Origin of the sequence: Mycobacterium kyogaense (assembly GCF_036946525.1) — a bacterium.
Lineage (GTDB): Bacteria > Actinomycetota > Actinomycetes > Mycobacteriales > Mycobacteriaceae > Mycobacterium > Mycobacterium kyogaense_A.
In genome coordinates, this window is sequence record NZ_JAQIIY010000009.1 from 1 (window position 1) to 24,228 (window position 24,228).

Genomic DNA, 24,228 nt, shown 5'->3' on the forward strand with positions numbered 1-24,228 from the left:
GCGTGTCGCCAGAGTCCGTCGACGCGCTCGCCACGGCCGCGAGGGACGCCGCGCATGGTCAGCTGGACATCTACGTCGTCGCCGCCCCGGGGACCGAACCGCTCGGGACGGTGGTGCCGGTGATCACCGACTCCGACGGCGACTTCGCCGCGCAGTACGGCGCGACCGAGGGAGCGGTGTTCCTCGTGCGTCCCGACGGATACCTCGCGTACTCGAGCGCAAGCACGGATAGAGGCACCGGGGATCGCACCCGGGATGTCGTCGCGGCCCTGCGCAGGACCTTCCGCTAGCGGGTCCGCGAGGCGCCTACGCCGGCGGCGCGTGCTGCGGTAACTTCGACCGGGCAGTGCCGAAGGGGGGTGCGCCGCGTGAACACCGACACGTTCGCGCCGACGCTGGACTGGAGCCGGGAATGGCTCAATTCGGCGATCTGGGTGCTGACGGCGTTCGTGGTGACCGCGCTGTGCCTGGCTGTGGTTCTCGTCCTGCTGGGCCGCTTCACCGAATGGGGCAGGCAGTTCTGGCGGGTCACCGGCGGATACTTCACGGGCCGCCAGAGCCTTCGGGTCTGGGCCGTGGTCGCGGTGCTGCTGCTGTCGGTGATCATCTCGGTCCGCATCAACGTGCTGCTGACCTACTACGTCAACGATCTGTTCACCGCGTTGCAGATCGCGTTCTCCTCGGGCCCGGATCGGTCCAGCGGCATCGCCGGATTCTGGGCCACGATGGTGGTCTTCGCCGTGCTCGCCGGGTGCTACATCGTGCGTCTGCTGCTCGACATGTACGTGACGCAGCGCTTCATCATGCGGTGGCGAATCTGGTTGAGCCGCCGCTTCATCGACGGCTGGCTGGGCGATCTGGCCTACTACCGGGCCCAGTTCGGCGCCCGGCCGATCGACAACCCCGACCAGCGCATCCAGCAGGACGTCGACGTGTTCACCACCGGGGTCGGCGGGGAGACCAACAATCCGATCTTCACCTCGGGCAACACCCTGCTGTTCGGTGCTGTCGAAGCCGTGCTCTCGGTGCTGTCGTTCGGCGTGATCCTGTGGCAGCTCTCCGAGCCGCTGACCGTGGGCGGGGTGACGCTGCAGCGGGCCCTGTTCTGGATCGTGCTCGTGTACGTACTCGTGGCCACGGTGGTCGCGTTCGCGATCGGGCGCCCCGCTGATCCGCCTCAGTTACGTGAACGAGTTGCGCAACGCCGGCTTCCGATACGCGCTGGTGCGGGTGCGCGAGGGCGGCGCGGCGATCGGGCTCTACCGCGGTGAAGGCGCCGAGCGCACCGTTCTGGGTGGGCGCCCTCGACGCGGTGATGGACAACTACAGGCACTGGCTGCACCGGATGATGCTGTTCTTCGGATGGAACGTGTCGATGAGTCAGGCGATCAACCCGCTGCCGTGGCTGGTGCAGGCGCAAGGACTGTTCGCCCAGCGGATCTCGTTCGGCGGGGTGTGGCAGTCCTCGAATGCCTTCGCCGCGATCCACGACAACCTGTCGTTCTTCCGCAACGCCTACGACCAGTTCGCCAGCTACCGCGCGGCGATCATCCGGCTCGACGGGCTGGCCGATCAGAACGAGCGGGCGGGCCGGTTCAGCCCGGTGCGCCCGTCGGAGTCCTCCGACGGCAGACTCGAGGTGTCGAGCGTGGCGGTGCGCCGGCCCGACGGCAGCCCGCTGCTGCATCCGCTCGACGTCGCACTCGAACCCGGCGAGTCACTCGTCGTCACGGGTCCGTCGGGCATCGGCAAGTCGCTGCTGATGGCCAGCCTGGCCGGGGTGTGGCCGTACGCCTCGGGCGAGGTGCGCCTGCCCGGCGGACGCGATCGCGCGATGTTCGTGCCGCAGCTGCCCTACCTGCCGCTGGGCGATCTGCGGACCGCGGTCGCCTACCCCAGTCCGCCGGACGCCTACGACGACGCTGCCATCCAGACCGCGCTGCGCGATGTGGCGTTGCCGCACTTGATGATCCGGCTGGCCGAGGCGCAGGACTGGGCCAAGGTGCTCTCGGTGGGGGAGCAGCAGCGCATCACGTTCGCCCGGGTGCTGTTGGCGCAGCCGCGTGCGGTGTTCCTCGACGAGTCCACGTCGGCGCTCGACGAGGGACTCGAGGAGATGCTGTACCGCCTGCTGAGGGAGCGTCTGCCCGACACGATCGTGGTCAGCGTGAGCCACCGGGCCACCGTGCATCCGCTGCATGACCGTCGGCTCTCGCTGGTCGGTGACGGCCAGTGGCAATTGGAGCGACGCGCGTCGTCGGGTTGACGCCTCGGCAACGCCGCGGGCAGGTTGGCGCGGTACCTTGCCCGCATGGAGGAATTGTTCACCCCGACGCTGGACTGGGGCAGCGAACTGTGGACCTCGCTGTGGTGGGTTGCCAAGGCCTGGGTGATCGCGGCGGTCGCCACGCTGGTCGTGCTGCTGCTCATCGGCCGGTTCACCAACTGGGGTCGGCAGTTCTGGAGGATCACACGCGGGTATTTCACCGGGCGCGACAGCATCAAGGTCTGGGCCTTTATCGCCGTCCTGCTCGCCTCGGTGATGATCAACGTGCGCCTCGACGTGCTGTTCACCTACCAGAGCAACGATCTGCTGACCAGCTTCCAGGTGGTCGTGCAGGGCTTGACGTCGGGTAACGACGAGGTGCGGCAGTCCGGTATCGACGGGTTCTGGTCGACGATCGTCATCTTCAGCATCCTGGCGGCGCTGTCGATCACGCAGTTGCTGCTCGACATGTACCTCTTCCAGCGGTTCTGCCTGCGCTGGCGCGCGTGGTTGACCGACCGGCTGACCGGTGACTGGCTCAGCGGCCGCGCCTACTACCGCGCCCGGTTCATCGACGAGACCATCGACAACCCGGACCAGCGCATCCAGTCCGACATCGACATCTTCACCGCGACCAATGGGCCGCAGCCCAACCTGCCGTACTACGGCTCGAGCAATTCACTGCTGTTCGGCGCGATCTCGGCGGTCACCTCGGTCCTGTCGTTCACGCTGATCCTGTGGAATCTGTCGGGCCCCCTGACCGTCGCGGGGATCACGCTGCCGCACGCCATCTTCTGGATCGCGATCATCTACGTGCTGTTCGCCACGGTCGTCGCCTTCTGGATCGGCCGCCCGATCATCGGGCTGTCGTTCCTCAACGAGAAGTACAACGCCGCCTTCCGTTACGCGCTGGTGCGGCTGCGCGACGCCTCGGAGGCGGTGGCGTTCTACCGGGGTGAGGCCGCCGAACGCACCGGGTTGCGCAGACTGTTCGCTCCCGTCGTCACGAATTACCGCCGGTACATCAACCGGTCACTGCGCTTCAACGGCTGGAACTGGTCGATGGGTCAGCTCATCGTGCCGCTGCCCTATCTCGTGCAGTTCCCCCGGTTCGCCTCCGGCGAGATCCCGCTGGGCGCGCTGAACCAGTCGGCGTCGGCGTTCGGCGCGATCCAGGGCGGCCTGTCGTTCTTCCGCAACGCCTATGACCTGTTCGCCGGCTACCGCGCTGCGATCATCCGTCTCGACGGGCTGGTCACCGCCGACGAGCAGGGGCGCGCGCTGCCGCACCTCGACGTCGCCGGCTGCACCGGCCAGAACGTCACGCTCGAGAACGTCGAGGTGCGCACCCCCGACGGCAAGCAGCTCCTCGACCCGGTGAACCTTCGCCTGGAGCCGGGCGAGTGCCTGATGATCACCGGCAAGTCCGGCACCGGCAAGACCACGCTGCTGCGGAGCCTGGCCCAGCTGTGGCCGTTCACGTCCGGCCGGTTGACCTATCCGATCGACGAGAACGAAACCATGTTCCTGTCGCAGATGCCGTACGTGCCGCTGGGTGATCTGCGCGCGGTGGTGTCCTACCCCAACAAGGAGGGCGACATCGGCGACGACGCGGTGCGCGAGGCACTGCACAAGGTCGCCCTCCCCCACCTGGTGGACCGGCTCGACGAGGTGCAGGACTGGGCGAAGGTGCTGTCCCCGGGCGAGCAGCAGCGCATCGCGTTCGCGCGCATCCTGCTGACCCGCCCCAAGGCGGTGTTCCTCGACGAGTCCACCTCAGCGCTCGACGAGGGCCTGGAGCTGACGATGTACCAGCTGGTGCGTACCGAACTGCCGGACACGATCCTGGTCAGCGTCAGCCACCGCAGCAGCCTGCAGCGCCACCACACGCGCGAGCTCAAACTGCTGGGTGGAGGAGCGTGGGAGCACGGGTTGATCGGCGGGGAGCCGGCGCGGGTCTGACCGCTACACGGCGGCCGTGCTGGCGGCGGCCCGGGTGGCGGCGTGGCGCCCGGCGCGGCGGCCGAAGAACGATCCCTCGCCCAGCTGGGTTCCGCTCGCGTAGCCCCGGCCGTCCTGGGCGATGTTCGACGCGCAGGCCCCGGCGGCGTAGAGACCGGCGACCGCGCTGCCGTCGGAGCGCAGCACCTCACCGTCGATGGAGACCTTCAGCCCGCCCATCGTGAACCCGGAGTACATCGCGCGGCCCAGGGACAGGTCGAACGCGGCCCACGGCCCCTGGTCCTGTGCGGCGAGGTACTCGGGTTGCTTGTGGAAGTCGGGGTCCTCGCCGCGGGCGGCGCCGGCGTTGTAGCGGTCCAGCGTGGCGGCGAGGTGGCCGGACGGGATGCCGAGCGCCTCCTCCATTTCGGCGACGGTCTCCCACCCGTCGATGAATTTGATGAGCGGCATCTCGGGCATCTGCATGTGCGCCTCGTCGACGATCAGATAGGCCACCTGATCGGGTTGGTCGAGGACGAACGCCGAGGTGCGGGCGTGGTAGGAGTCCTCGGCGACGAACCGTTGACCGTCGGCGTTGACGATGACGCCGGTGAGCAGGATTTCCGGCGGGTACGCCGCGGCGGTGATGAACAGCTCGTTCATGTGGGTGGCCACACCGCCGGCCGAGACACCGAGCCCGATGGCCAGGCCGTCGTCGTTGGGGTTGCCCAGAATGTAGGGGGCGACGGTGCCGTGGTGCTTGGTCTTGCGTTCGGCACCCAGCGCGGGGGTGTACTCGGCCACCAGCTCGGCGTTCATCGCGAAGCCGCCCGCGGCGATCACGACGGCTTTGGCCTTGATGTCGCCGGTGTCGCCGAAGTGCTTCCAGCGCACCCCGGCGACGGCCCCGGTGTCGTCGATCACCAGTGCGGTCGCCCCGGTCTCGTAGCGGAACTGCACGCCGAGCTCACCGGCGCGGGCGACCAGCAGGTCGATCACCATCCCTGCTCCGCCGAGTTCGCCGGGCACGGGAACGGAGTGCCCCCGCGGCGCGGGGACGGCCTGCTCGCAGAACGGCCACACCTTCTCGTTGCCGGTGTAGGACAGTCCCTCGGTGCCCGGCGGCACGACGACCTTGCCGGGGTAATAGCTGCGTTCGAACTGGAAGCCCAGGGCCTCCAACCAGTCGAAGTGCTCGACGCTGCCGTCGCAGTAGGCGCGGATCTTGTCGTGCTCGGGATCTCGGGACTGCGAGACCAGGTACTTGTACATCTCGTCCGGGGAGTCCGGGTGGCCGGTGGCCTGCTGCACGGCTGTGCCGCCGCCGAGGTAGAAGTGGCCACCCGCCATCGAGGTGGTGCCGCCTGCGGCGGCTGCCCTCTCCAGGACGAGTACCCGCGCGCCGGAGGCTGCGGCGCTGACGGCGGCGCAGCCGCCCGCGATGCCGAACCCGATGACGACGACGTCCGCCTCATCGGACCAGGAGGTGACGTCGGCGGCGCGGACGGTGTCGGGGGTGGGCAAGCTCACTTCTGCTCCTGTTTGATGTGGCCGAAGAATGCGGCGAGTTCGTCTGGGATGTAAGCGATTTCGGTGTAGGGCACGCCGGCGTCGGGGGCTTCGAGGTAGGCGAACCGCATGCCGGCCATGGTGCCCGCCATCGCGACCTGGGTGCCGTCACGTTCGGCGGCGTCGACCGCCGCGTCGAACGATGCGAGGTCCGGGGCGGCGCGGCACACGTGGTGGAGGCCGGGACCGCTGCGGTCCAGGAATTCGGTGTAGATGCTCTGTCCGCGTACGGGTGCGATGACCTCGAGCTGGGTGTCCCCCGCGTAGCTCAGCGCGACGTCGGCGACGTGGTCGGACGGTGCGCCCCGGTACGTGCAGGACTCCGGGCCGAAGTGCACGCCCGGCATGCGCACCCAGGTGCGCGCCCCTAGCAGCGTGGTCAGCGCCGCCTCGGTGGCGTCAAGGTCGCGGGTCACCCAGGCAATCTGGACAGGTGTCTGGTCTTGCATCGAGTCGAGAATATCGTCAGCCGGCCCCGCGTGCTAGAACGTGTTCTACTTTTTCGGACTGACGGCGCGGTGGGCTAACGGCATCAGCCGGCGACGCGATAGTCCAGGCATGCGCACCTCGGCCGTGTTCGCCACCCCCGTGCTGGTCTGCGCCGGCATGCTCGTCGGCGCAGCCCCCGGGCTTGCCGCCCCGCCGGAGGTCGACCTGACCGCGTACCCGGCCGTCGATACGGCGCCGTATCAGGTGTTCGGCGCGCATCCGAGCACGTCCGGGTGGATCTTCCGGACCCCGGCCGGCGTCCGCTGCCAGGACAGTCTGATCCCCGACCTGGGCATCGTCTGCTCCGGCCCGCTGGCCGGGACCGACGCGACGATGGTGTCGATGTCGTTGACGCACGAGGCCGTGTTCACCGAATCCGACATGCCCCCGGGGGCCCCCGAGCCGCTGCTGCTGCCGGAGGGCTCGCGATTCGACGCGGGCAACGGCGTGGTGTGCGCAATCCCGGACGCCGAGACGCTCGCCTGCCATGCGGCCAAGCCCGCGTCCTGGCCGGCGGACACCGTCGATCCCCCGGATCGCCACTACGGCGAGCACGGCTTCGTCACGTCGCCCGACGGCAGCCGGGGTTACTGAGTCATCATCGCTGAGTCAGCATGTCGGTGAGCAGTTGCACCTGGAGATCGAAGATCAACGTGGGGTCGGTCAGCGTGTCGGCGCCGTACTGACCGAAGACTTCGAGGCTGATCGCACCGACCAGTGCAGCCCAGAGCAGGAAGCACCGGCCGAGCGTGCCGTCGTCGAGTGTGAGCCCGAACTCTGCCGTGAGCTTGCGGAAATCGTCTGAGAGTGGTTGTGGCGCAGCCATGTTGGACTCAGCGATGACGCCGGTTGTCACGGCGGAGTCGACGATGCCGAACAGGGTGCCGATCACCCGTGTGCCCGGCCCGACGGTGCGGTCCGCGGGTGCGTGATAGCCGGGCACGGGGCTTCCGTAGAGCAGCGCCCAGCACGCCGGCTGATCGAGCGCCCAGGTTCGGGCGGCGTGCGCGACGGCGGCGAGCTGAGTTCGCCACTGCGGCGCCGCGGTCCGGTGCGCCTCGTCGACGGCGTCGGCGAGTTCGGTGTAGGCGTCGATCAGCAGGAGGGTCAGCAGCTCGTCGCGGCTGGCCACGTAGCGGTACACGGCCGAGGAGACCATGCCGAGGTCGCGGGCGATCGCGCGCAGCGACAGCCCGGCGGCGCCGTCGGTGATCAGGTGGCGCCGACCGATCTCGATGATCTGCTTTTCGACACGCGCGCGGCTGTCCTCACGTTTCCCCACGCCGACAGTGTGACACATCCGAGAGCACTGCTCTTGAATTTCCTCGCGTCTCGTGTCACCGTTGTGAGAGCAATGCTCTCGAAACAGATGACGAGGAGATCCGAGATGACCGACCGCCACGCCCACAGCTCCCAGGCCCGCTACGACGTCCCCGGGCCTGGCGCCCGCCTGGTGAACAGCGCGATCCGGTGGCTCGCCGAGCGCGGGGTGAGCATCCAGGGCAGCACCGCGCTGCGAGTGCGGGGGCGAACCAGCGGTGAGCCGCGTCAGGTGGTGATCAACCTGCTGACGATCGACGGCCGCGACTACCTGGTCTCACCGCGCGGCAACACCCAGTGGGCGCGCAACGTACGCGCGGCGGGTGATGTCGAGACCGGGCCTCGCAGGAATCCTCGGCGCCGCGAGGCGGTCGAGCTCGCCGACGATGCGAAGCCCGCCCTGCTGCGCCCCTACCTCGACCGGTGGTACTGGCAGGTCAAGGGCCACATCGGCGGCTTGACGCCGGCATCGACCGAGGAGCAGTTGCGGGCCGTGGCGCCGTCGATCCCGGTGTTCGCGCTGTCGCGCTAGGGCTGGGCGGAGACCGGCGTGATCTCGGCGGAGGCCGCCGAGACGGTGTCCGCGCGGGCCTCGGCGCTCGCGGTCTGCCAGGAGACGGCGGCGGGGTAGGTGCCCCACGTGCTGTTGAACACCCCGATCAGCACGGTGCGGCCGTCCGGCGTCGGGGTGTACACCGGCCCGCCCGAGTCACCCTTGCGGCTGACCACTCCGTTGGCCATCGTGAACCACCCGTTGTTGACGGCCTCGACGGTGCCGCAGCTCTCCCCCGTCACGACGCCGAAGTGGCAGACCGGCATCCCGGCCACCGGGAGCACGGCGGGGTCGGTGACCAGCGCCTTGCCCGACGGCAGCACGTTGTTGACCTTGGCGGAGGGCAGCAGGTGGATGACTTCCCAGTCGGCGATCTGATGGTTGGTGTCGACGGTCATGCCGTCGGGGGTGTTGTCCCGGTAGGAGCCCTGGGTGCCGATCACGGTGCCCGTCTTGTCGGTGACCGTGCCCGAGGCCCGGCAGTGTCCGGCGGTGAACGCGATGCGGGTGGCCGGGTCGACGTATCCGAGGGTGCACAGCACCGAGTCCTGGTGGATCTCCATGCCTGGGAAGACCAGCGGGTCCGGCTGCGCGCCGGCGGGGGCCGACGGGATCAGCGCCAGGAGGGCGAGGACCGTGGCCGCCATCGCATGTCGCGATGACAGGCGACTCTTCAGTCGGTTCGGCACGGCCCCTCCACTCTCCCCGGGTGAGTTCTGGCGACCGCCGCGCTCACGTCGGGGAGGTGATTACCCCCGTGCGGTGACGGTGTAACTGGCTCATCGCGAGTCGATAACGGGGCGTTACACCATCACAGCGGGGTCAGGGGTCAGGAATCGAAGCCGAGCCCCACCGCGTCGAGTCCGCGGAGCAGCAGGTTTCGCCGCCCGCCGTTGTGGTCGGCGCGGTCCAGAGACCAGCGGGTGGCCTGGATGCCGGCGCTGGCGACCGGCTCGGGCGGGAACGGCATCGGCTTGCGGCGCACCATCTCCAGCCGGGTGCGGGGCGTGGAGGTCCCCTCGAGCAGGTCGAGGCAGACGTCGGCGGCGAAGCGGGCCGCCCCGACACCGAGCCCGGTGAAGCCGTTGACGTAGGCGACGCGCCCGTCGCGTGCGGTCCCCCAGTGCGCGCAGAACCTCGTGTTGGTGTCGATCGCGCCGGCCCACCGGTGGGTGAAGCGGACGTCGTCGAGGGTGGGGAACGTGAGGAAGAAATGCGCGGCGAGGCGGCGGTAACTCTCGGTGCGGTCCTCGTAGCTGGCCTTGACCTTGCGGCCGAAGTGGTAGACGGCGTCGTATCCACCCCACACGATGCGGTTGTCCATCGTGAGGCGGTAGTAGTGGAACTGGTTGGCCGAGTCGCCGACGCCCTGCCGGTGGCGCCACCCGATGCGGTCCAGTTGAGCATCGGTGAGCGGTTCGGTGGCCAGCACGTAGTCGTAGACCGGCACGGTATGCAGCCGGTTGCGGCGCAGCAGGCTGGGAAAGACGTTGGTGGCCAACATGATCTGGCGACACGTCACCGCCGGTCCGTCGGTGTCGACGCGCAGTGCCGCCCCGCCGGAATGGATCTGGCGGGCGGTCGTGTGCTCGAAGATCTCCACGCCGGCCTCCTGGCAGGCGCGGGCGAGTTCGAGTGCCAGCTTCGCGGGGTTCACGATCGCGCAGTCATCGGCGCTGTAGAGACCCGCCAGATACGTCGGTGAGGCGACCTCGGCACGCACGGCGGCGGTGTCGAGGAACTGTCCGTGTGCCGGCGCCGACTCCGAGAGCCACTCCACCTGGTGCGGTTCGGTGGCCACCGTCAGCATGCCGGTGCGCTGCCATTCGGTGTCCAGGCCGAGCTCGGCGATCTCGGCCTGCATACCGTCGAGGTTCTCGATGCCCAGCGCCTCGAGGGTGTCGATCTCCTCGGGCCAGCGGGACTTCCCGTTCTCGTAGCCGTGGGTCAGGCTGGCGTCGACGAAGCCGCCGTTGCGGCCGGAGGCAGCCCACCCGATGCGGTCGGCCTCGATGAGTACGACGCGGCGGTCAGGGTGGCGGCGCGCGGCGTGCAGTGCGGTCCACAGACCGGTGTAGCCACCGCCGACGACCAGCAGGTCAGCCGTCAGCGGCCCCGTCAGCGGCGGATGGTCCGGGCGCGTGACCGCCCCGGGGTCCAGCCACACCGAGCCCAGCGTGCTGCCGGACAGGGACCGGTCCACCAGGGAGGAGTCGACGGGGGCATCGAAGACTGTCTGCACACCGCGAAGACTACGGGCTGACATGGGTGCCGACGACGGGCTGCGGCGCCGGTTGCCAGCCGGGCGGGCCGAAGACGTAGCCGAGCTTGTCGCGTATCCGGCGCGCCGAGCGGACGTCGCGGCCGATGGCGGCGTACTCACGCGTCTGCAGCCGCCAGATGTTGAAGGTGTTCACCGGCTTGGTGAGGCCGTAGCGCGGACGGAACAACTCGGGTTGGAACGTGCCGAACAGCCGGTCCCAGATGATCAGGATGCCGCCGTAGTTGCGGTCGAGGTAGATCTGGTCCATGCCGTGGTGCACACGGTGATGGGACGGGGTGTTGAACACGAACTCGATGGGGCGCGGCAGCGTGCCGATCCGCTCGGTGTGGATCCAGAACTGGTAGACCAGGCTGACCGAGAAGCTGAAGAACACCATCCACGGCGGAATCCCCAACAGCGGCAGCGGTATCCACATCACGATCTCGCCGCTGTTGTTCCACTTCTGCCGCAACGCGGTCGCGAAGTTGAAGTACTCGCTGGAGTGGTGTGCCTGGTGGGTGGCCCAGATCAGCCGGACCCGGTGGGCGATGCGGTGATAGGCGTAGAACAGCAGGTCGACCCCGACGAGCGCGATCACCCAGGTGTACCACTGCGTCGCCGACAGGTGCCACGGCGCCACGTAGGTGTAGATCGCGGCATACCCGAGTAGCGCCCCGAACTTCCACGCGCCCATGGTGGCGACCGACACCAGCCCCATCGAGATGCTCGCCCACGCGTCGCGGGTCAGGTACGCCCCGGCGCCGGGTCGCTCTTGGGTTTCCTGTTCTGCAACAACATGTTCGAGCTTGCGAGCCGCAACCCACTCGATGACGAGCAGCAGCAGGAAGAAGGGGATCGCGAACAGCACCGGGTCCCGCATCGCCGGCGGCAGCACGGTGAGGAAGTCCGGTGATGGCACTGCTGTCTCCTAGCGGAAGCTCAGCACGTCGTCACCCCACGCCTGCCGCACCGGTGCGTCGAGGTCGTCGACCACGGCGTCCTGCCGGTCGATGACCAGCGTGGCACGGGCGTCGTCGTAGGGGCGCCACTGCGGCGCGGCGGCGGGGGCGCCCGGTACACCGTTGCGGGCGAAGCCGGTCCAGCGGGCGCGCATCCGCCGCGACACCTCGGCGCCGGCCGCGCGGCCCCCGAGGGCGAACATCGGATCCTTGCGCCCCGCTCCGAGATTGCCCCACACGAACGGCAATTCGGTCGCGTGGGCGGCAGGCATCCGGAGCGCACGCAGCATCGGGGTGGCGAAGTCGAAGCGGTACAGGTACACCGGCGCGGTCGCGCGGTGGCCGTCGGCGAACCAGATCGACGGCATGCGGAACCCGAGATCGCTGGCCAGTCCGAGACCCTTGCCCGCCCGGCGCCCCCGATACATGGTCTCGAGCTGGGCCCGCTCGGGCAGTGTCAGCTCCGGTTGTTCGGCGGCGATCTGGGCGAACATCGCCTGGATCGCATCGGCCTTGATCGGCAGGAGCGGCAACTTCATGTAGCGGAACAGTGCAGCCTCGTTGCGGTTGGTGCCGATGATCAGCGGCACCGGGTGTGTCTGACCGTTCTGGGCGAGCCGGATCGGATAGTCCGGCACCAGGTCGCGGTCGACGATCGGTGCGAACGCCAGCCGCCCCGGGGTGCGCACCGGCACCTCGTTGAACACGGTGCGCGACGCATCCACGATCGCCCCGATCGGCAGCTGGGCTAGCCGGGACAGCTCGTCGCGGCCGACCCCGACCACGTCGAGGAACCGGGCCGCGATGCGGCCGGCCTGCTCGCTGTCGTAGGACGAGGTGACGGGCGAGCTTTGCGCGATCGCGGCGTGGAACAGGCCCTTGGCCGCGGGGCTACCGAGCAGCGTGGTCACCACACCGCCGCCTGCGGACTCTCCGAACAGGGTCACCCGGCCGGGGTCGCCGCCGAACGCGGCGATGTTGTCGCGGACCCAGGTCAGCGCAGCGATGACATCGCGCAGTCCGACGTTGGTGGCGAAACGTTCGGATTCGGCGCCGAGCGCGGCGAGTTCGAGGAAGCCCAGCGCACCGAGGCGGTAGTTGATCGTGACCACGATGACGTCGCCGTCGGCGGCGAGCCGCTTGCCGTGATAGAGCGGTTGGCTGGCCGAGCCGAGGATGTAGGCACCGCCGTGCACCCACACCATCACCGGCTTGCCCGCTCCGGGTTCGGTGCCGGATGGGGCCCAGACGTTGAGGGTGAGGAAGTCCTCGCCCTGGGGAGCGCCGAGGGGAAGGGGAATGCGCGGGTCGGTCGGCTGCGGGCAGACCGGCCCGACGAGGGTGGCGTCGCGCGGCTCGGTCCAGGCGCTCGGCGGGACGGGCGCGCGCCAGCGCAGGTCGCCGACGGGTGGCGCGGCGTACGGAACGGCTTTCCAGGATGCGATCGTCCCGTCGTCGACCCCGCGGACCGGCCCGTATGCGGTATCGACCACCGGATGTCCACCGGCGCTGCCGCGGGTCTCCTCGGAGCGGGCTTCCGCGGTCATCTCAGTAGATCTCCTTCGATCGCACGGCCGGTACGGCCTCGGTACGCCACTGTACCAGCGCATTCTGACATCACTGCCGGGCTTTGCCTGCCAGCACACCACCCAGGGCGAGCAGGGCGAGCCCCGCTGCCACCACCATGATCAACCCGACGCGCAACCCCGCTGCATCGGCCAACACCCCCACGATCAGAGGGGCGCCGAGGAACCCGACACGCATCAGCCACGTCAGGATCGTCAGGCCCGTGCCCGCGCGCAGCCCGGGGAGTTCGTCGGCGGCGCGCATCGCGGCCGGAACCGCCGTCGCCACGCCCAGCCCTGCCGCGGCGAACCCGGCGATGCTGCCCGGCACCGACGGGAACGCCAGCGCGGCGCCCATCCCGGCTGCGGTGATCACCCCGCCGGCCCGCACCACTGCCCGCTCTCCGAAACGGTCGACCAGGCCGTCACCCGCCAATCGCCCGACACACATGGCACCGACCAGCGCGACATATCCGAGTGCGGCGACCGGCCCCGCGGCACCCAGGCTGTCCCGCAGGTACAGCGTCGCCCACGAGCTTCCGGCGTCTTCGACGGTGGCTCCCGCGATCGCGATGCCGATCAGCGCCAGCAGCACCAGGTAGACAGCGGAACGGGCGGTCGGAGCGCCACGGCCGGCGCTGGGCCGGTCGTCGTGGTCGGGTCCGTGCAGCAGGAACGGATACGCCGCCAGCGCGATGGCGCAGAACAGCGCGGCCGCCACGGCGAGGTGCAGTGTGCGGGGCAGGTGCACCGCGATGGCTCCGGCGGCCATCAGCCCGCCCAGCACCGCACCCACCGCCCACACGGCGTGCAGCGAGTTGATGATCGAGCGGCCGTACAGCCGTTGCAGCCGTAGCGCGTTGACGTTCTGCGCGACGTCGGTGATCGCGTCGGCGGCGCCCGCGACGAAGAGCGCCGCCGCGAATGTGACGGCACTGGGCGCGGCCGAGGCGGTCACGACGAACGCCGCGAGGATCAGCGTGGTGCCGAGGTTGACGCGCGCGGACTGGTAGCGCCGGACCAGCGCGCCGGCGGCGGGTCCGAAGATCAGGGCGCCCGCCGAGAACGCGGCCACCGAGCCGCCCAGCATCGCGTTCGACAACCCCAGGTCGGTCTTGACCTCGGGTAGTCGGGGCAACAGGTTGGCGAACAGCGCGCCGTTGGTGAGGAAGACGGCGCCGATCGCGATCCGAGCCCGCCGGTCGCGCGCCTGGCCGCCGTCGAGCGGGTGGGGCGCCATGATGCGTGCGACCCTACCGTCGCGCCGGACGGTCGCTGCGACGGCGCGGCCACGGGACGGCAAGATGACGCCCATGCCCGTGGACCGCTCGTCGCTCATCGAACTCGCCGCCCGCTACGGCGTGTCCACCGACTATCAGGACTGGTCGGGCCGGCACGTCACCGTGCCCGACACGACGCTGGTGGCCGTGCTGGGCGCCCTTGGCGTCGCCGCGGGAACCGACGCCGAGCGGGCAACCGCCCTCACCGCGCACGAGCGCGCCCACTGGACGCGCTCGCTGCCCGCGTCGATCGTCGCGCGGGCCGGGGCGGCGACACCGTTCTGGGTGCACGTCACCCACGGCGACCCGGTCGATGTGTGGCTGCAGCTGGAGGACGGTACACGCCGCGACGGCCTGCGTCAGCTCGAGAACAACCGCCCGCCTTACGATCTCGACGGCCGGCTGGTCGGCGAGGCGACATTCGAACTGCCCGACGATCTGCCGCTGGGGTATCACCGGGTGCATCTGCGGGTCGGCGCCTTCGACACGAGCGCCACGGTGATCGTGACGCCGTCCCACATCGCCACCCCGGTGCGGATGGGTGCGCGGCGGCTGTGGGGGCTGTCCACTCAGCTCTACAGCGTGCGCTCCGAGAACTCATGGGGCGTGGGCGATCTGACCGATCTGACAGATCTGGCCGTGTGGTCTGCGGGGCAGCACGGCGCGGGCTTCATCCTGGTCAACCCGCTGCACGCGGCGGCGCCGACGCCGCCGATGGAGCCCTCGCCGTACCTGCCGACCTCGCGCCGGTTCGTCAACCCGCTGTACCTGCGGGTCGAAGCCGTGCCGGAGTACGCCTACCTGCGCCACCGCGGACGGGTGCGCAAAGCCCACGCGCGGGTGCAGGCCCGGGCAGCGCGTTCGCAGCGTATCGACCGGGATCGCGCCTGGGAAGCCAAACGTGCTGCCCTACAAGCTGTTTACCTGGTCCCGTTCAGCCGCGGCCGGGAGCTCGCCTATCAGGGATACTGCCGCCGCGAGGGGCGAGCTCTCGACGATTTCGCCACCTGGTGCGCACTGTCGGAAGAGCACGGCTCCGACTGGCGGCGATGGCCGGCAGAGCTGCAGCATCCGCGCGGCGAGGCGGTGGCCGCGTTCGCCGCCGAGCACTCCGCCGCCGTCGACTTCCACCGCTGGTTGCAGTGGCAGCTCGACGAGCAGCTCGCCGCGGCGCAGGCCGGTGCCGTGGGCGCCGGCATGGAAGTGGGCGTCATGGCCGACCTTGCCGTCGGGGTCGACCCTGCCGGCGCCGACGCGTGGGCGCTGCAGGACGTGCTGGCGCTCGGCGTGACCGCGGGTGCGCCGCCCGACGAGTTCAATCAGCTCGGGCAGGACTGGTCGCAGCCGCCGTGGCGTCCCGACCGGCTCGCCGAGGCCGCCTACGAACCGTTCCGGGCGCTGGTGGCCGCGGCTCTGCGGCATGCGGGCGGGGTGCGCATCGACCACATCATCGGGCTGTTCCGGCTGTGGTGGATTCCCCGGGGCGTGGCGCCGACCGAGGGCACCTACGTGCGCTATGACCACGAGGCGATGATCGGGATCGTCGCGCTCGAGGCGCACCGGGCGGGGGCGATCGTCGTCGGCGAAGATCTCGGCACCGTCGAACCGTGGGTTCGCGATCATCTGCGGGACCGGGGCCTGTTCGGCACCTCGATCCTGTGGTTCGAATCCGGTTCCGACGGTGCGCCGCTGCCGGCCGAGCAGTGGCGCCAGGCCTGCTTGTCGGCGGTCACCACCCACGACCTGCCGCCGACCGCCGGCTACCTGGTCGGCGAGCACGTCCGGCTGCGTGACGAGCTGGGCCTGCTGACCCGTCCGGCCGATCAGGAGTGGGCGGCCGATCGCGCCCACCGCGATGCGTGGCTGGCCGAGGTGCGCCGGGTTGGTCTGCTGGGCGAGCAGGCAGACACGGATCTCGATGTCGATGAGGTCGTCATCGCGCTCCATCGATACTTGGGCCGCAGCCCGTCGCAGCTGCTGGCGATGTCGCTGGCCGACGCGGTCGGCGAGACACGCACCCAGAATCAGCCGGGCACCACCGACGAGTACCCGAACTGGCGGGTGCCGCTGGCCGGGCCCGACGGCCGTGCGGTGCTGCTGGACCACCTGTTCGACGACGCGCGGGCGGCCGCCCTGTGCGACGTCATGCGCGCGGCCGCCGAGCAGCCGTCGCATCGCGAGGGCGACCCCCTGTAACGCCTGCGGCCTTCGCAGCGGTTTCACATTCGTCACCGCTGCGATATGTTCGCACCGCGTCGCCGACCCGAGGAGATACTTGCTGTGAATAAGCTCGTCGTGTTCAGCGGCGGCCTGGTGGCCGCCGGAACAATCGCCCTGGTCGGGGCCGGTGCCGCGCTGTCACAGCCGCAGGGCGCGCCCAGCCCGTACAACGTCACCGGCGAGCAGTACGGCCGCGCGCTGGCCATCCTGAAGAGCCAGGGCGTCAAGGCCTACTTCGGCGGTTCCCGCGGCAGCGTCCTGCCGCAGTCGGCGTGCCTGGTCGACCAGCAGAAGGTCACCAGCGGTGGTCGGATGCTGCTGTCTCTGGACTGCACGCAGGCCGCCGCCGACCAGATCAAGGCTCAGGGTCCGGTGGGTGGCCCCACGGTCGGCGCCAACGGCGTGACCACGGTGACGCCGACTCCGGTCGTGCCGATCGCCGGGGCCCCGGGCGCGGGCGCCCCCGTCGCCGGGGCGCCTCAGCAGATTCCGGGCGGGCCGGCCATCCCCGGTCAGCCGCTGCCTGCCGGCTGATCCATTTATCCGGGACCTGCGGTCCCACCAATCCCGGCAGTCGTCGTAAACTCTCGCTCATGCTGCGATCCCGCAACGACACCGCACGCAACGACACCGCACGCGTCGACGACATCGATCCCGGGCCTGTGCAGATCCAGGCCCGCAAGGTCAGCTTCGACGTCAGCGATGTTCCGCTGCACTGGATACCGGGCCATCCAGCCGCCTCCCATGTGATCAGCGTGCTGAACCTGGTGCTGCCCGCCGGTGAGCGCTGGTTCGTGGAGACCTTCAACGAGGCGCTGCCCATGGTCACCGATCCGCATCTGGCCGACGACATCCGCGGGTTCATCGGCCAGGAGGCCACCCACGCCGACGTGCACGACGCGATCCTGCACGACTTCATGGTCGAACGTGGCGTCGATCCGAGCCCGATCCTCGCCCAGGTCGAGCATGTGTTCTCCCGGGTGCTCGCGCCGATCGACTCCCCCGACCCCGAGGTGCGCCTGAACCACCTCTGTGAGCGGCTGTGGCTCATCGCCGCCATCGAGCACTACACCGCGGTGATGGGCGATTTCGCGCTGAACTGCACCTGGGATGACCACGGTGCCGATCCGACGCTGGTCGACCTGTTCCGCTGGCACGGCAGTGAGGAGGTCGAGCACCGCAGTGTCGCCCACGACGTCGCGACCTACTTCCACGACAGCTACCTGTCCCGAATCCGGGCGATGACGATCGCTGCGTCGATGCTGTTCGTGTTCTTCCAGCGCACCGCGTGGTACCTGGTGAAGACGGACCCGGGCGTCACGTCGTCGTGGTGGGGCTTCAATCGGATGCGGATGCGCGACTCCAAGCTCGGCCTGCTGCCGCGCTACCGCTCGCTGTTCGGGTCGAGCACGCTGACCTACTTCCGGCGCGGCTACTCGCCGGAGCAGTTCGGGTCCACCGCGCAGGCGGTCGCCTATCTGGCGAGTTCGCCCGCAGCGCGCGCGGCGCATCTGTGATGTCGGTGATCGGCAAGCACTACCGGCAGACGCCGCCCAGCGCGTCGGGCCGCAGCCGCCACGACCCGGTACTGGCGCTCGCCGGTGCGGGTTTCGCGCGGCTGTTCTCGGTGACCGCGACGCGCCGAATCCGTCCGCCGACCAGTCAGGGGCGGCCGACACTGACGCTCACGGTGCGCGGGCGCCGGGTGGTGGCTCACGATCAGGACGTCGTGGAGTTGACGCTGGGCGCTGCCGACGGCGGTGCACTCCCCCGCTGGTACCCCGGTGCCCATCTGGACATGCACCTGCCCAGCGGGCGGATCCGTCAGTACTCGCTGTGCGGTGACCCTGCCGATTCCGGCGAGTACCGCATCGCGGTGCGCCGCATCCCCGACGGTGGCGGCGGTTCGATCGAGTGTCACGACGGGCTGCCCGTCGGTGCGACGGTGCGCACCCACGGCCCGCGCAACGCATTCCCGCTGACCGTGCCCGGACACGGATCTCCCACGCGCCGTGTGCGTTTCATCGCCGGCGGCATCGGCATCACCCCGATCCTGCCGATGCTGCGGGCGGTGCGGCACCTCGGCGTGGAGTGGTCGATGGTCTACACCGGCCGCAGCCGCGACAGCCTGCCGTTTCTCGACGAGGTGGCGGCTTTCGGCGCCGCGGTTGACGTCCGCACCGACGACACACACGGGTTGCCTTCTGCGGCAACGCTTCTCGGCGGCTGTCCGGTGGGCACCGCGGTGTATGCGTGTGGTCCGGCGCCCATGCTGACGGCGGTGCGGGCGGCATTGGTGGACCGCGGCGACGTGGAGTTGCACTTCGAGCGCTTCGCGGCGCCCCCTGTACAGGATGGCACCCCGTTCGAGGTCAGCGTGGCATCGACGGGGACGACGTGCACCGTGGGCGCGCAGGAGACCCTGCTGACGGCGTTGCAGCGGGCCGGGATCGCCGCCCCGTACTCGTGCCAGCAGGGGTTCTGCGGGACGTGCCGCGTTCGGGTGCTCGCCGGCGAGGTGGACCATCGCGACACTCTGCTCACCGACCCCGAGCGTGCGGCGGCGATGATGCTGACGTGCGTGTCCCGCGGCCGCGGGCCGATCACACTCGACCTCTGATGGAACTGCGACAGCTGCGTTACTTCGTGGCCGTCGCCGACGAACTGCATTTCGGGCGCGCAGCTGAGCGACTGCACATCTCCGGACCGGCTCTGTCGCAGCAGATCATCGCGCTGGAACGCGATCTCGGCGTAGCGCTCTTGCTCCGGGATCGGCGCCGCGTCGCGTTGACGGGCGCGGGCCGCTCACTGCTGGAGGATGCGCGACGGATCCTGGCGATGGCCGACGTGGCGCGGGAGAAGCTGCGCGAGACCGCCGCCCTGAGTCCACCCCTGCTGCTGGGTTACGTGAGCTGGCTGCCTCCTGATATCGGCGCGGTGGTCGGCCCCGACTGCGCTGTGCGGTTGGATGAGTGGGTCCTGCCTTCCCACACGCAGGCCGACCGCGTCGCCGACGGGTCTCTGGACCTCGCGGTCGCCTGGGTCAGTCGGGCCGACATCGAGCGGCGGGCCCTGCGTGCCGATCTGATTCGCGCCGAGAGACTGCACGCCGTCGTACCCGGCGCGACATCTGATCACCCCCGTGCCGGCGCGTCAGCTCACCGTGCTGACGGACGCCGGCGAGTCGGCATGGTCGTCCTGGAACCGGTTCGTCACCGAATTCGCCACCCGTGTCGGCGCCCGGATCACCGAGATCGACGACGGCGGCATCACCGGCGCCGCCTTCCACGCCCACGTGGGCCAGGCCAGGTCCGCGGTGCTGGCCTCGCCGAAGCGGCACACGGTCGCGACGCCCCCGACCCTCGGCGTCCGGCCGGTGGCGCCGATCCCGCTGTGGACGTGGTCGCTGCTGTCCCGCCGCGACGACGATCGCCCCGCGGTCATCCACGTCCGTACCGCGCTCCGCGGGCACGCTGATGCGCAGCAGTGGACGGCGGCACCGGATGACCCCTGGTGGGCACCCGCTGACGACCCCCACCTCGGCGCGCTGACTCACCCGGGCTGAGCAGCAGTGAGAAGCGAACTCGACGTGAGGTAAGCAGGTGCACCTGGACTGCCCCGAGTGGTCGCGCTTGACTCGGTGGTGACGACGAGGAGTCCCGATGAATGCCACTTACATTGTCGACCAGCTCGCGGAATTCGCCTGCTCTGCAACGCAATCGGACATCCAATCGCTGGGACTGCTGAAACGCAACGTGCTCGACGGCGTCGCCTGCGCGGTCGGCGCGCTCGACGGGGGCCTGATCGGGGCGCTGCGTGAACACGTCGAGCAGTTCAGCGGCTCTCCCACCGCCACCCTCGTCGGTGGCGGGCGCGTGTCGGTGGACCAGGCCGCCTTCTTCAACTCCGTGCTCGTGCGGTACCCCGACCTGCTCGACACCTACCTCGCCGACGGCGGCCTGTGCCACCCGGCAGACAATCTCGGCGCAGTACTGGCCGTCGCGGAGCACGTCGATGCCAGCGGTGGGGACTTCCTGGTCGCGCTGGCCGTGGCCTATGAGATCCAATGCCGGTTCACCGCCCAGGTGCCGTTGATGGCGGGCGGCCTCAATCATGCACTCTCCCTTGCTGTGTCGAGCAGTGCCGCGGCGGCGCGGCTGCTCGGGCTGGGCCCGTCGGCAACGGCCGACGCAATTTCGGCCGCCACGGTCGACAACGTCTCCCTGGCTGCCGTGCATGCGGAGCCGGTGTCGATGTGGAAAGGCTTCTCCCCCGCGATCACGGCGATGCGTGCGGTCACCGTGACATTTCTGGCCGCCCGCGGTGTCACCGGCCCGAAAGCGGTGTTCGACGGGCCCGACGGGTTGACCCGACTGCTCGGCCGGGCCCTGGATTTTCGCACCGACGACAGGACGTTGGCTGCCGCGGGACGCACGTATCTCAAGCAGTACTGCTCGCTGATCCACGGACAAGCGGTCATCGATGCGGCGCTGTCGATCAGCGCCGAACACGACCTCGATGCCGACGATGTCGAGAGTGTTCGCGTCGAGGTGTTCCGGGGTGCTTACGATTTCGCCGGCGGCGGCAGCTACGGGGACAAGTCGCAGGTCTGCACCAAAGAGCAGGCGGACTACAACCTGAAGTACCTGACCGCGGTGGCGCTGCTGGACGGGGCCGTCGGCCCGGAACAGCTCGAGATCGACCGGATTCGAGGCGAGGACGTCCAGAACCTGATGCAGCGCGTCACGGTCGTTCCCGATGACGAGCTCAGCGCGGCCTACCCCGACCGCACGCCGGTGCGTGTGCATGTCCGAACCTGGCGTGGCACCGACTACCACCTCGACCGCGCGGACTACGAGGGCTCGCCGACGCAGCCCATGTCCTGGGATCGGGTGACCGACAAGTTCACGTGGCTCGCCGAACCCTTTTGCGATCAGTCGCTACGCGCTGAAATCGTAGCGGCTGTCGCCGATCTGGACCGCATCGCGGTCCGCGACGTGACGACGCTGCTGTCCCGCATCGCACCGACCCCGCAGCGCACGCGCACCCCGCGGCGCTTCTAGGAACAGGGCTCTACCGGTGCCGACACCACAGGGGCTAGCCCAACGCCTCGGTCAGCGCATCGAGCAGCGGCCGTTGGCTTTTCAGCAGTTTCTGGTATGCGGCCGCCATGCCCCACCACGCGATCCTGTCGAGTTCCGGGAACTCCGCCATCCGACCGGAGCGGGGCGGCCATTCCATCGTGAACGTGTTGCTGACCGCCCCCCGGACGTCGAGGTCGCCCTTCACCGCGAACGCGGTGACGATCTTGCCGCCGGACTGGCGCACCGGGGGCAGGTCGATGCGGGGTCCGGTCGGCGGCGGCGTGCCGATCTCCTCGGTGAACTCGCGTTGCGCAGCCGCCCACGGGTCCTCCCCGTCGTGGTATTCGCCTTTCGGGATCGACCATGCACCGTCGTCCTTGCGTGCCCAGAACGGCCCACCCGGATGGCCGAGAAGCACCTCGAGTTCGTCGTCGTGGTGGCCGGGGCCGTCGCGGTAGAGCAGGAGACCGGCGCTGCGGGAAGGCACAACCGACGATAGCCCGTGTAAGGATGGAGTCGATGACCCGTCCCACCCGGCGCATGCTCACCTCGCTGTGGTCGGCGACCACCATGGTGCCGGTCAACAGCGGTGCCGCGGCCGCCTATCGCACGCTGTTCGTGACGGTGCGGCGCCTCGTTCTGGGGCGGCGTCTCACGGTGCGTCTGGACGACGGTGATCTGACCCTGACCGTCACCCGCTTCGACTCCCGGCTCGACGTGCACGGTCTGTCGGTCGGCCAGCTCACCGACGTCCGGTTGGTGGCCTCCGACATTCGTTGGCAGGCAGGCGTTCTCAATACCGCAACCGTGATCTTGCACAACGTTCACGTCCGGCCCGGCTCTCCGCCGACACTGGTGGCCGCACCAGTGGAGGTGACGCTGGAGGTGCCGGCTCCGATGGTCGACGACATGTTCGGCCGTGCCGCGCCGCGGTTGGCGGGCGACGTCGGCGAGGACGGGGTGGCCCGCATCCGGTTCGCTCGCCGGCCCCGATTCGGCCATGTCGAGGTCGATGTGAGTGTCGACGGTTCCACGCTGTGGCTGCAGGCCCGGACCGTGGCACTGGGCGCCCGGCGCTGGCACCTGCCGGCGCGCACCCCCGCCTACCCGGTGCGGCTGCCCGAGCTGGCACACGGGCTGTCGCTGACCGGTGTCGAATTCGCACCGAAGGTGGTGCGGGTGACCGGGACGCTGCCCCAGTGGCGTGCCGACTTGGACCGGAAACGCTTGGAAGACACCATCACCGGACTCAGCGCCGGTATGGTGCTCAACCTGACCCGGCTGGGCCGGTCGCGTTAGAGTCGTCTGCCGTGACCGGTCACATCGGGTTCTCCCGCTATGTCGCCCTCGGTGACAGTCAGACCGAAGGGCTGTGGGACGGCGACGACGCGGGCGGCCTGCGGGGGTTCGCCGATCGCCTGGCCGAGCGGCTCGACGTGCTCTCCCCCGGTCTGCAGTACGCCAATCTGGCGGTGCGCGGCAACCAGATTCGCGATGTGGCCGACGTCCAGCTGCCCGCCGCGCTGGCCATGGACGCCGATCTGATCACCCTCTGCATCGGCATGAACGACATGACCCGGCCCGGATCGGGTTTCGAGCAGGCTCTGACACAGCTGCGGGAGGTGCATCGTGCGCTGGCCGCATCCGGGGCGACGGTGGTGACGACGACGTTCCCCGATCTGGCCCGCATCCTGCCGATCGGGCGGGTTCTCGGCGCCAGGGTTCTGGCGATCAACGAGGTCATCCGCACAGCGTCCCAGCGGCACGGTTTCGCGCTGGTCGACCTGTACGAAGCACCGTCGATGACGCAGCCCGACACGTGGAGCCCGGACCGGGTGCACGGCTCCCCGCGCGGGCATCACCTGTTCGCCGAGGCGGCTGCCGAAGCGCTCGGTCTGCCGGGTAGCTCTCACCACTGGGCCACCGCCGACCCCACCGCGGCGCCGCCGTCGCTGCGCTCACGGACCTATTCGCAGCTGCTCTGGACGCAGAACATGCTGATGCCGTATTTGTGGAACCACCTACGCGGCCACTCGGTGTCCGCCACGCGCGGTCCCCGGCGCCCGGCGTTGGCTCAGCTCGTCGGCTGACCCGGACTCAGATTCCAGTCCATGTCGTGTCGAGTTCGTTCGCGACGTCGATGACCTTGGCCTTCTGCGACTCCGGGCTGTCGATCTCACCCGCGACGTGGGCGGCGATGAACCGCCGGATCTCGGCGTCCACGCCGCCGATGATGCGCACCACCTCTCCACGCAGCGATTTGGAGGTCACGTGGATGGCGATGTCGGATGCGCGCGGTTTCTCCACGTCGATGATCAGCAGCAGCGGCTCGGCGGCGCGGGCCACGGCGCGCAGCGAGATCTCACCGAACACCACGAACTTCGGTTTGTCGATCCGCAGGTCGACCACCATGTCGATCTCCAGTGGAATGCGGATCGCGAACGTGATCTCTTCGGCCACCCGGCGGTTCACCCGCGGCGTCTGGATGCGCACCTTGGCCGTCACCTTGGCCAACTTGCCCGGACCCTGGGCGATCGGGCCCATTTCGAAGGCTTCGCCGGCGATCTGGCCGATCGCTTCGCCCACCCGCTCCTCGGTCACCGCGACCTCGAAGAATCGCCGGCCGAACTCTTCGTAGCTCATGTACTTCGTGGCAGCGTCAGAGGTGGTGTTCATGGTCCTGCTACGTTCTCACGTTCCTCCCGCCCGAGGCGACAAC

The 24,228-nt window shown here is 69.6% G+C and carries 22 protein-coding genes and 2 pseudogenes; 14 read left to right on the forward strand and 10 right to left on the reverse strand.

Translation table 11 applies throughout. The features are described 5' to 3' along the window. The 3 genes and pseudogenes from PGN37_RS07160 to PGN37_RS07170 form a co-directional block, all read left to right on the forward strand. The coding region (locus PGN37_RS07160) for an aromatic-ring hydroxylase C-terminal domain-containing protein (RefSeq protein ID WP_442932874.1) at positions 1-290 on the forward strand (290 nt) is incomplete at its 5' end. 78 nt (positions 291-368) lie between these two features. Then, a pseudogene (locus tag PGN37_RS07165) lies at positions 369-2,266 on the forward strand (ABC transporter ATP-binding protein/permease). 45 nt (positions 2,267-2,311) lie between these two features. Then, positions 2,312-4,228, forward strand: a complete 1,917-nt coding sequence (locus tag PGN37_RS07170) for an ABC transporter ATP-binding protein/permease (RefSeq protein ID WP_335330347.1) — start codon at positions 2,312-2,314, stop codon at positions 4,226-4,228. 3 nt (positions 4,229-4,231) lie between these two features. On the opposite strand, the gene PGN37_RS07175 is transcribed toward PGN37_RS07170, so the two are convergent. Next, positions 4,232-5,737, reverse strand: coding sequence for an FAD-binding protein (locus tag PGN37_RS07175; RefSeq protein WP_335330348.1), 1,506 nt, complete (start codon positions 5,735-5,737; stop codon positions 4,232-4,234). Further along, positions 5,734-6,225, reverse strand: coding sequence for a VOC family protein (locus PGN37_RS07180; RefSeq protein WP_335330349.1), 492 nt, complete (start codon positions 6,223-6,225; stop codon positions 5,734-5,736). The genes PGN37_RS07175 and PGN37_RS07180 overlap by 4 nt, the downstream gene beginning before the upstream one ends. 205 nt (positions 6,226-6,430) lie before the next feature. On the opposite strand from PGN37_RS07180, the gene PGN37_RS07185 reads away from it, so the two are divergent. After that, entirely contained in the window at positions 6,431-6,859 is a 429-nt protein-coding gene (locus PGN37_RS07185) for a hypothetical protein (protein WP_335330555.1), read from the forward strand. A gap of 4 nt (positions 6,860-6,863) precedes the next feature. On the opposite strand, the gene PGN37_RS07190 is transcribed toward PGN37_RS07185, so the two are convergent. Continuing rightward, positions 6,864-7,547, reverse strand: a complete 684-nt coding sequence (locus PGN37_RS07190) for a TetR/AcrR family transcriptional regulator (protein ID WP_335330350.1) — start codon at positions 7,545-7,547, stop codon at positions 6,864-6,866. A gap of 105 nt (positions 7,548-7,652) precedes the next feature. Here PGN37_RS07190 and PGN37_RS07195 point away from each other — a divergent pair, with 105 nt between their 5' ends. Next, complete coding sequence (locus PGN37_RS07195) at positions 7,653-8,117, forward strand: nitroreductase/quinone reductase family protein (RefSeq protein WP_335330351.1); 465 nt, start codon at positions 7,653-7,655, stop codon at positions 8,115-8,117. On the opposite strand, the gene PGN37_RS07200 is transcribed toward PGN37_RS07195, so the two are convergent. The 5 genes from PGN37_RS07200 to PGN37_RS07220 all read right to left on the reverse strand — a co-directional run bounded on the left by PGN37_RS07200 (position 8,114) and on the right by PGN37_RS07220 (position 14,165). Continuing rightward, entirely contained in the window at positions 8,114-8,785 is a 672-nt protein-coding gene (locus tag PGN37_RS07200) for an Rv1815 family serine proteinase (protein ID WP_335330556.1), read from the reverse strand. The genes PGN37_RS07195 and PGN37_RS07200 overlap by 4 nt on opposite strands. A 182-nt stretch (positions 8,786-8,967) precedes the next feature. Further along, on the reverse strand, positions 8,968-10,380 hold the full coding sequence (locus PGN37_RS07205) for an NAD(P)/FAD-dependent oxidoreductase (RefSeq protein ID WP_335330352.1): 1,413 nt from the start codon (positions 10,378-10,380) through the stop codon (positions 8,968-8,970). A gap of 10 nt (positions 10,381-10,390) precedes the next feature. Further along, positions 10,391-11,281 (reverse strand): sterol desaturase family protein, encoded by an 891-nt coding sequence (locus tag PGN37_RS07210; protein WP_335330557.1) that lies wholly within the window; start codon positions 11,279-11,281, stop codon positions 10,391-10,393. A gap of 48 nt (positions 11,282-11,329) precedes the next feature. Continuing rightward, positions 11,330-12,907 carry a carboxylesterase/lipase family protein gene (locus PGN37_RS07215; RefSeq protein WP_335330353.1) on the reverse strand — a complete coding sequence of 526 codons (1,578 nt, stop codon included), beginning with the start codon at positions 12,905-12,907 and terminating at the stop codon, positions 11,330-11,332. 70 nt (positions 12,908-12,977) lie between these two features. Continuing rightward, positions 12,978-14,165, reverse strand: a complete 1,188-nt coding sequence (locus PGN37_RS07220) for an MFS transporter (RefSeq protein WP_335330558.1) — start codon at positions 14,163-14,165, stop codon at positions 12,978-12,980. Between the two features lie 73 nt (positions 14,166-14,238). Between PGN37_RS07220 and malQ the strand changes: the two genes are divergently transcribed. The 7 genes and pseudogenes from malQ (at position 14,239) to PGN37_RS07255 (ending at position 21,488) form a co-directional block, all read left to right on the forward strand. Further along, a complete protein-coding gene (gene malQ / locus PGN37_RS07225) occupies positions 14,239-16,401 on the forward strand; it encodes a 4-alpha-glucanotransferase (protein ID WP_442932875.1) in 2,163 nt (720 codons plus the stop codon). A gap of 84 nt (positions 16,402-16,485) precedes the next feature. After that, positions 16,486-16,959: a hypothetical protein gene (locus PGN37_RS07230; protein WP_335330355.1), complete on the forward strand. Its 474-nt coding sequence runs from the start codon at positions 16,486-16,488 to the stop codon at positions 16,957-16,959. A 59-nt stretch (positions 16,960-17,018) separates the two neighbouring features. Next, positions 17,019-17,942: a metal-dependent hydrolase gene (locus PGN37_RS07235; protein ID WP_335330356.1), complete on the forward strand. Its 924-nt coding sequence runs from the start codon at positions 17,019-17,021 to the stop codon at positions 17,940-17,942. After that, positions 17,942-19,045 (forward strand): PDR/VanB family oxidoreductase, encoded by a 1,104-nt coding sequence (locus tag PGN37_RS07240; RefSeq protein ID WP_335330357.1) that lies wholly within the window; start codon positions 17,942-17,944, stop codon positions 19,043-19,045. Before PGN37_RS07235 ends, PGN37_RS07240 begins: the two co-directional genes overlap by 1 nt. Further along, positions 19,045-19,234: pseudogene (locus PGN37_RS07245) on the forward strand (LysR family transcriptional regulator); the annotation flags it as partial. The gene PGN37_RS07240 and the pseudogene PGN37_RS07245, both read left to right, overlap by 1 nt. Positions 19,235-19,567: 333 nt before the next feature. Further along, positions 19,568-19,990 carry a hypothetical protein gene (locus PGN37_RS07250; protein WP_335330579.1) on the forward strand — a complete coding sequence of 141 codons (423 nt, stop codon included), beginning with the start codon at positions 19,568-19,570 and terminating at the stop codon, positions 19,988-19,990. Between the two features lie 97 nt (positions 19,991-20,087). Then, positions 20,088-21,488 carry an MmgE/PrpD family protein gene (locus tag PGN37_RS07255; RefSeq protein ID WP_335330358.1) on the forward strand — a complete coding sequence of 467 codons (1,401 nt, stop codon included), beginning with the start codon at positions 20,088-20,090 and terminating at the stop codon, positions 21,486-21,488. Between the two features lie 34 nt (positions 21,489-21,522). Here the strand turns inward: PGN37_RS07255 and PGN37_RS07260 are convergent, their stop codons facing one another. Next, positions 21,523-21,996 carry an NUDIX domain-containing protein gene (locus tag PGN37_RS07260; RefSeq protein ID WP_335330359.1) on the reverse strand — a complete coding sequence of 158 codons (474 nt, stop codon included), beginning with the start codon at positions 21,994-21,996 and terminating at the stop codon, positions 21,523-21,525. A 32-nt stretch (positions 21,997-22,028) separates the two neighbouring features. Between PGN37_RS07260 and PGN37_RS07265 the strand changes: the two genes are divergently transcribed. Both PGN37_RS07265 and PGN37_RS07270 read left to right on the forward strand, forming a co-directional pair. Beyond that, on the forward strand, positions 22,029-22,808 hold the full coding sequence (locus tag PGN37_RS07265) for a hypothetical protein (protein WP_335330360.1): 780 nt from the start codon (positions 22,029-22,031) through the stop codon (positions 22,806-22,808). Positions 22,809-22,819: 11 nt separating this feature from the next. After that, positions 22,820-23,599 carry an SGNH/GDSL hydrolase family protein gene (locus PGN37_RS07270; protein WP_335330361.1) on the forward strand — a complete coding sequence of 260 codons (780 nt, stop codon included), beginning with the start codon at positions 22,820-22,822 and terminating at the stop codon, positions 23,597-23,599. Positions 23,600-23,606: 7 nt separating this feature from the next. On the opposite strand, the gene PGN37_RS07275 is transcribed toward PGN37_RS07270, so the two are convergent. Further along, positions 23,607-24,185 carry a hypothetical protein gene (locus PGN37_RS07275; RefSeq protein WP_335330362.1) on the reverse strand — a complete coding sequence of 193 codons (579 nt, stop codon included), beginning with the start codon at positions 24,183-24,185 and terminating at the stop codon, positions 23,607-23,609. Between the last annotated feature and the right edge of the window lie 43 nt (positions 24,186-24,228).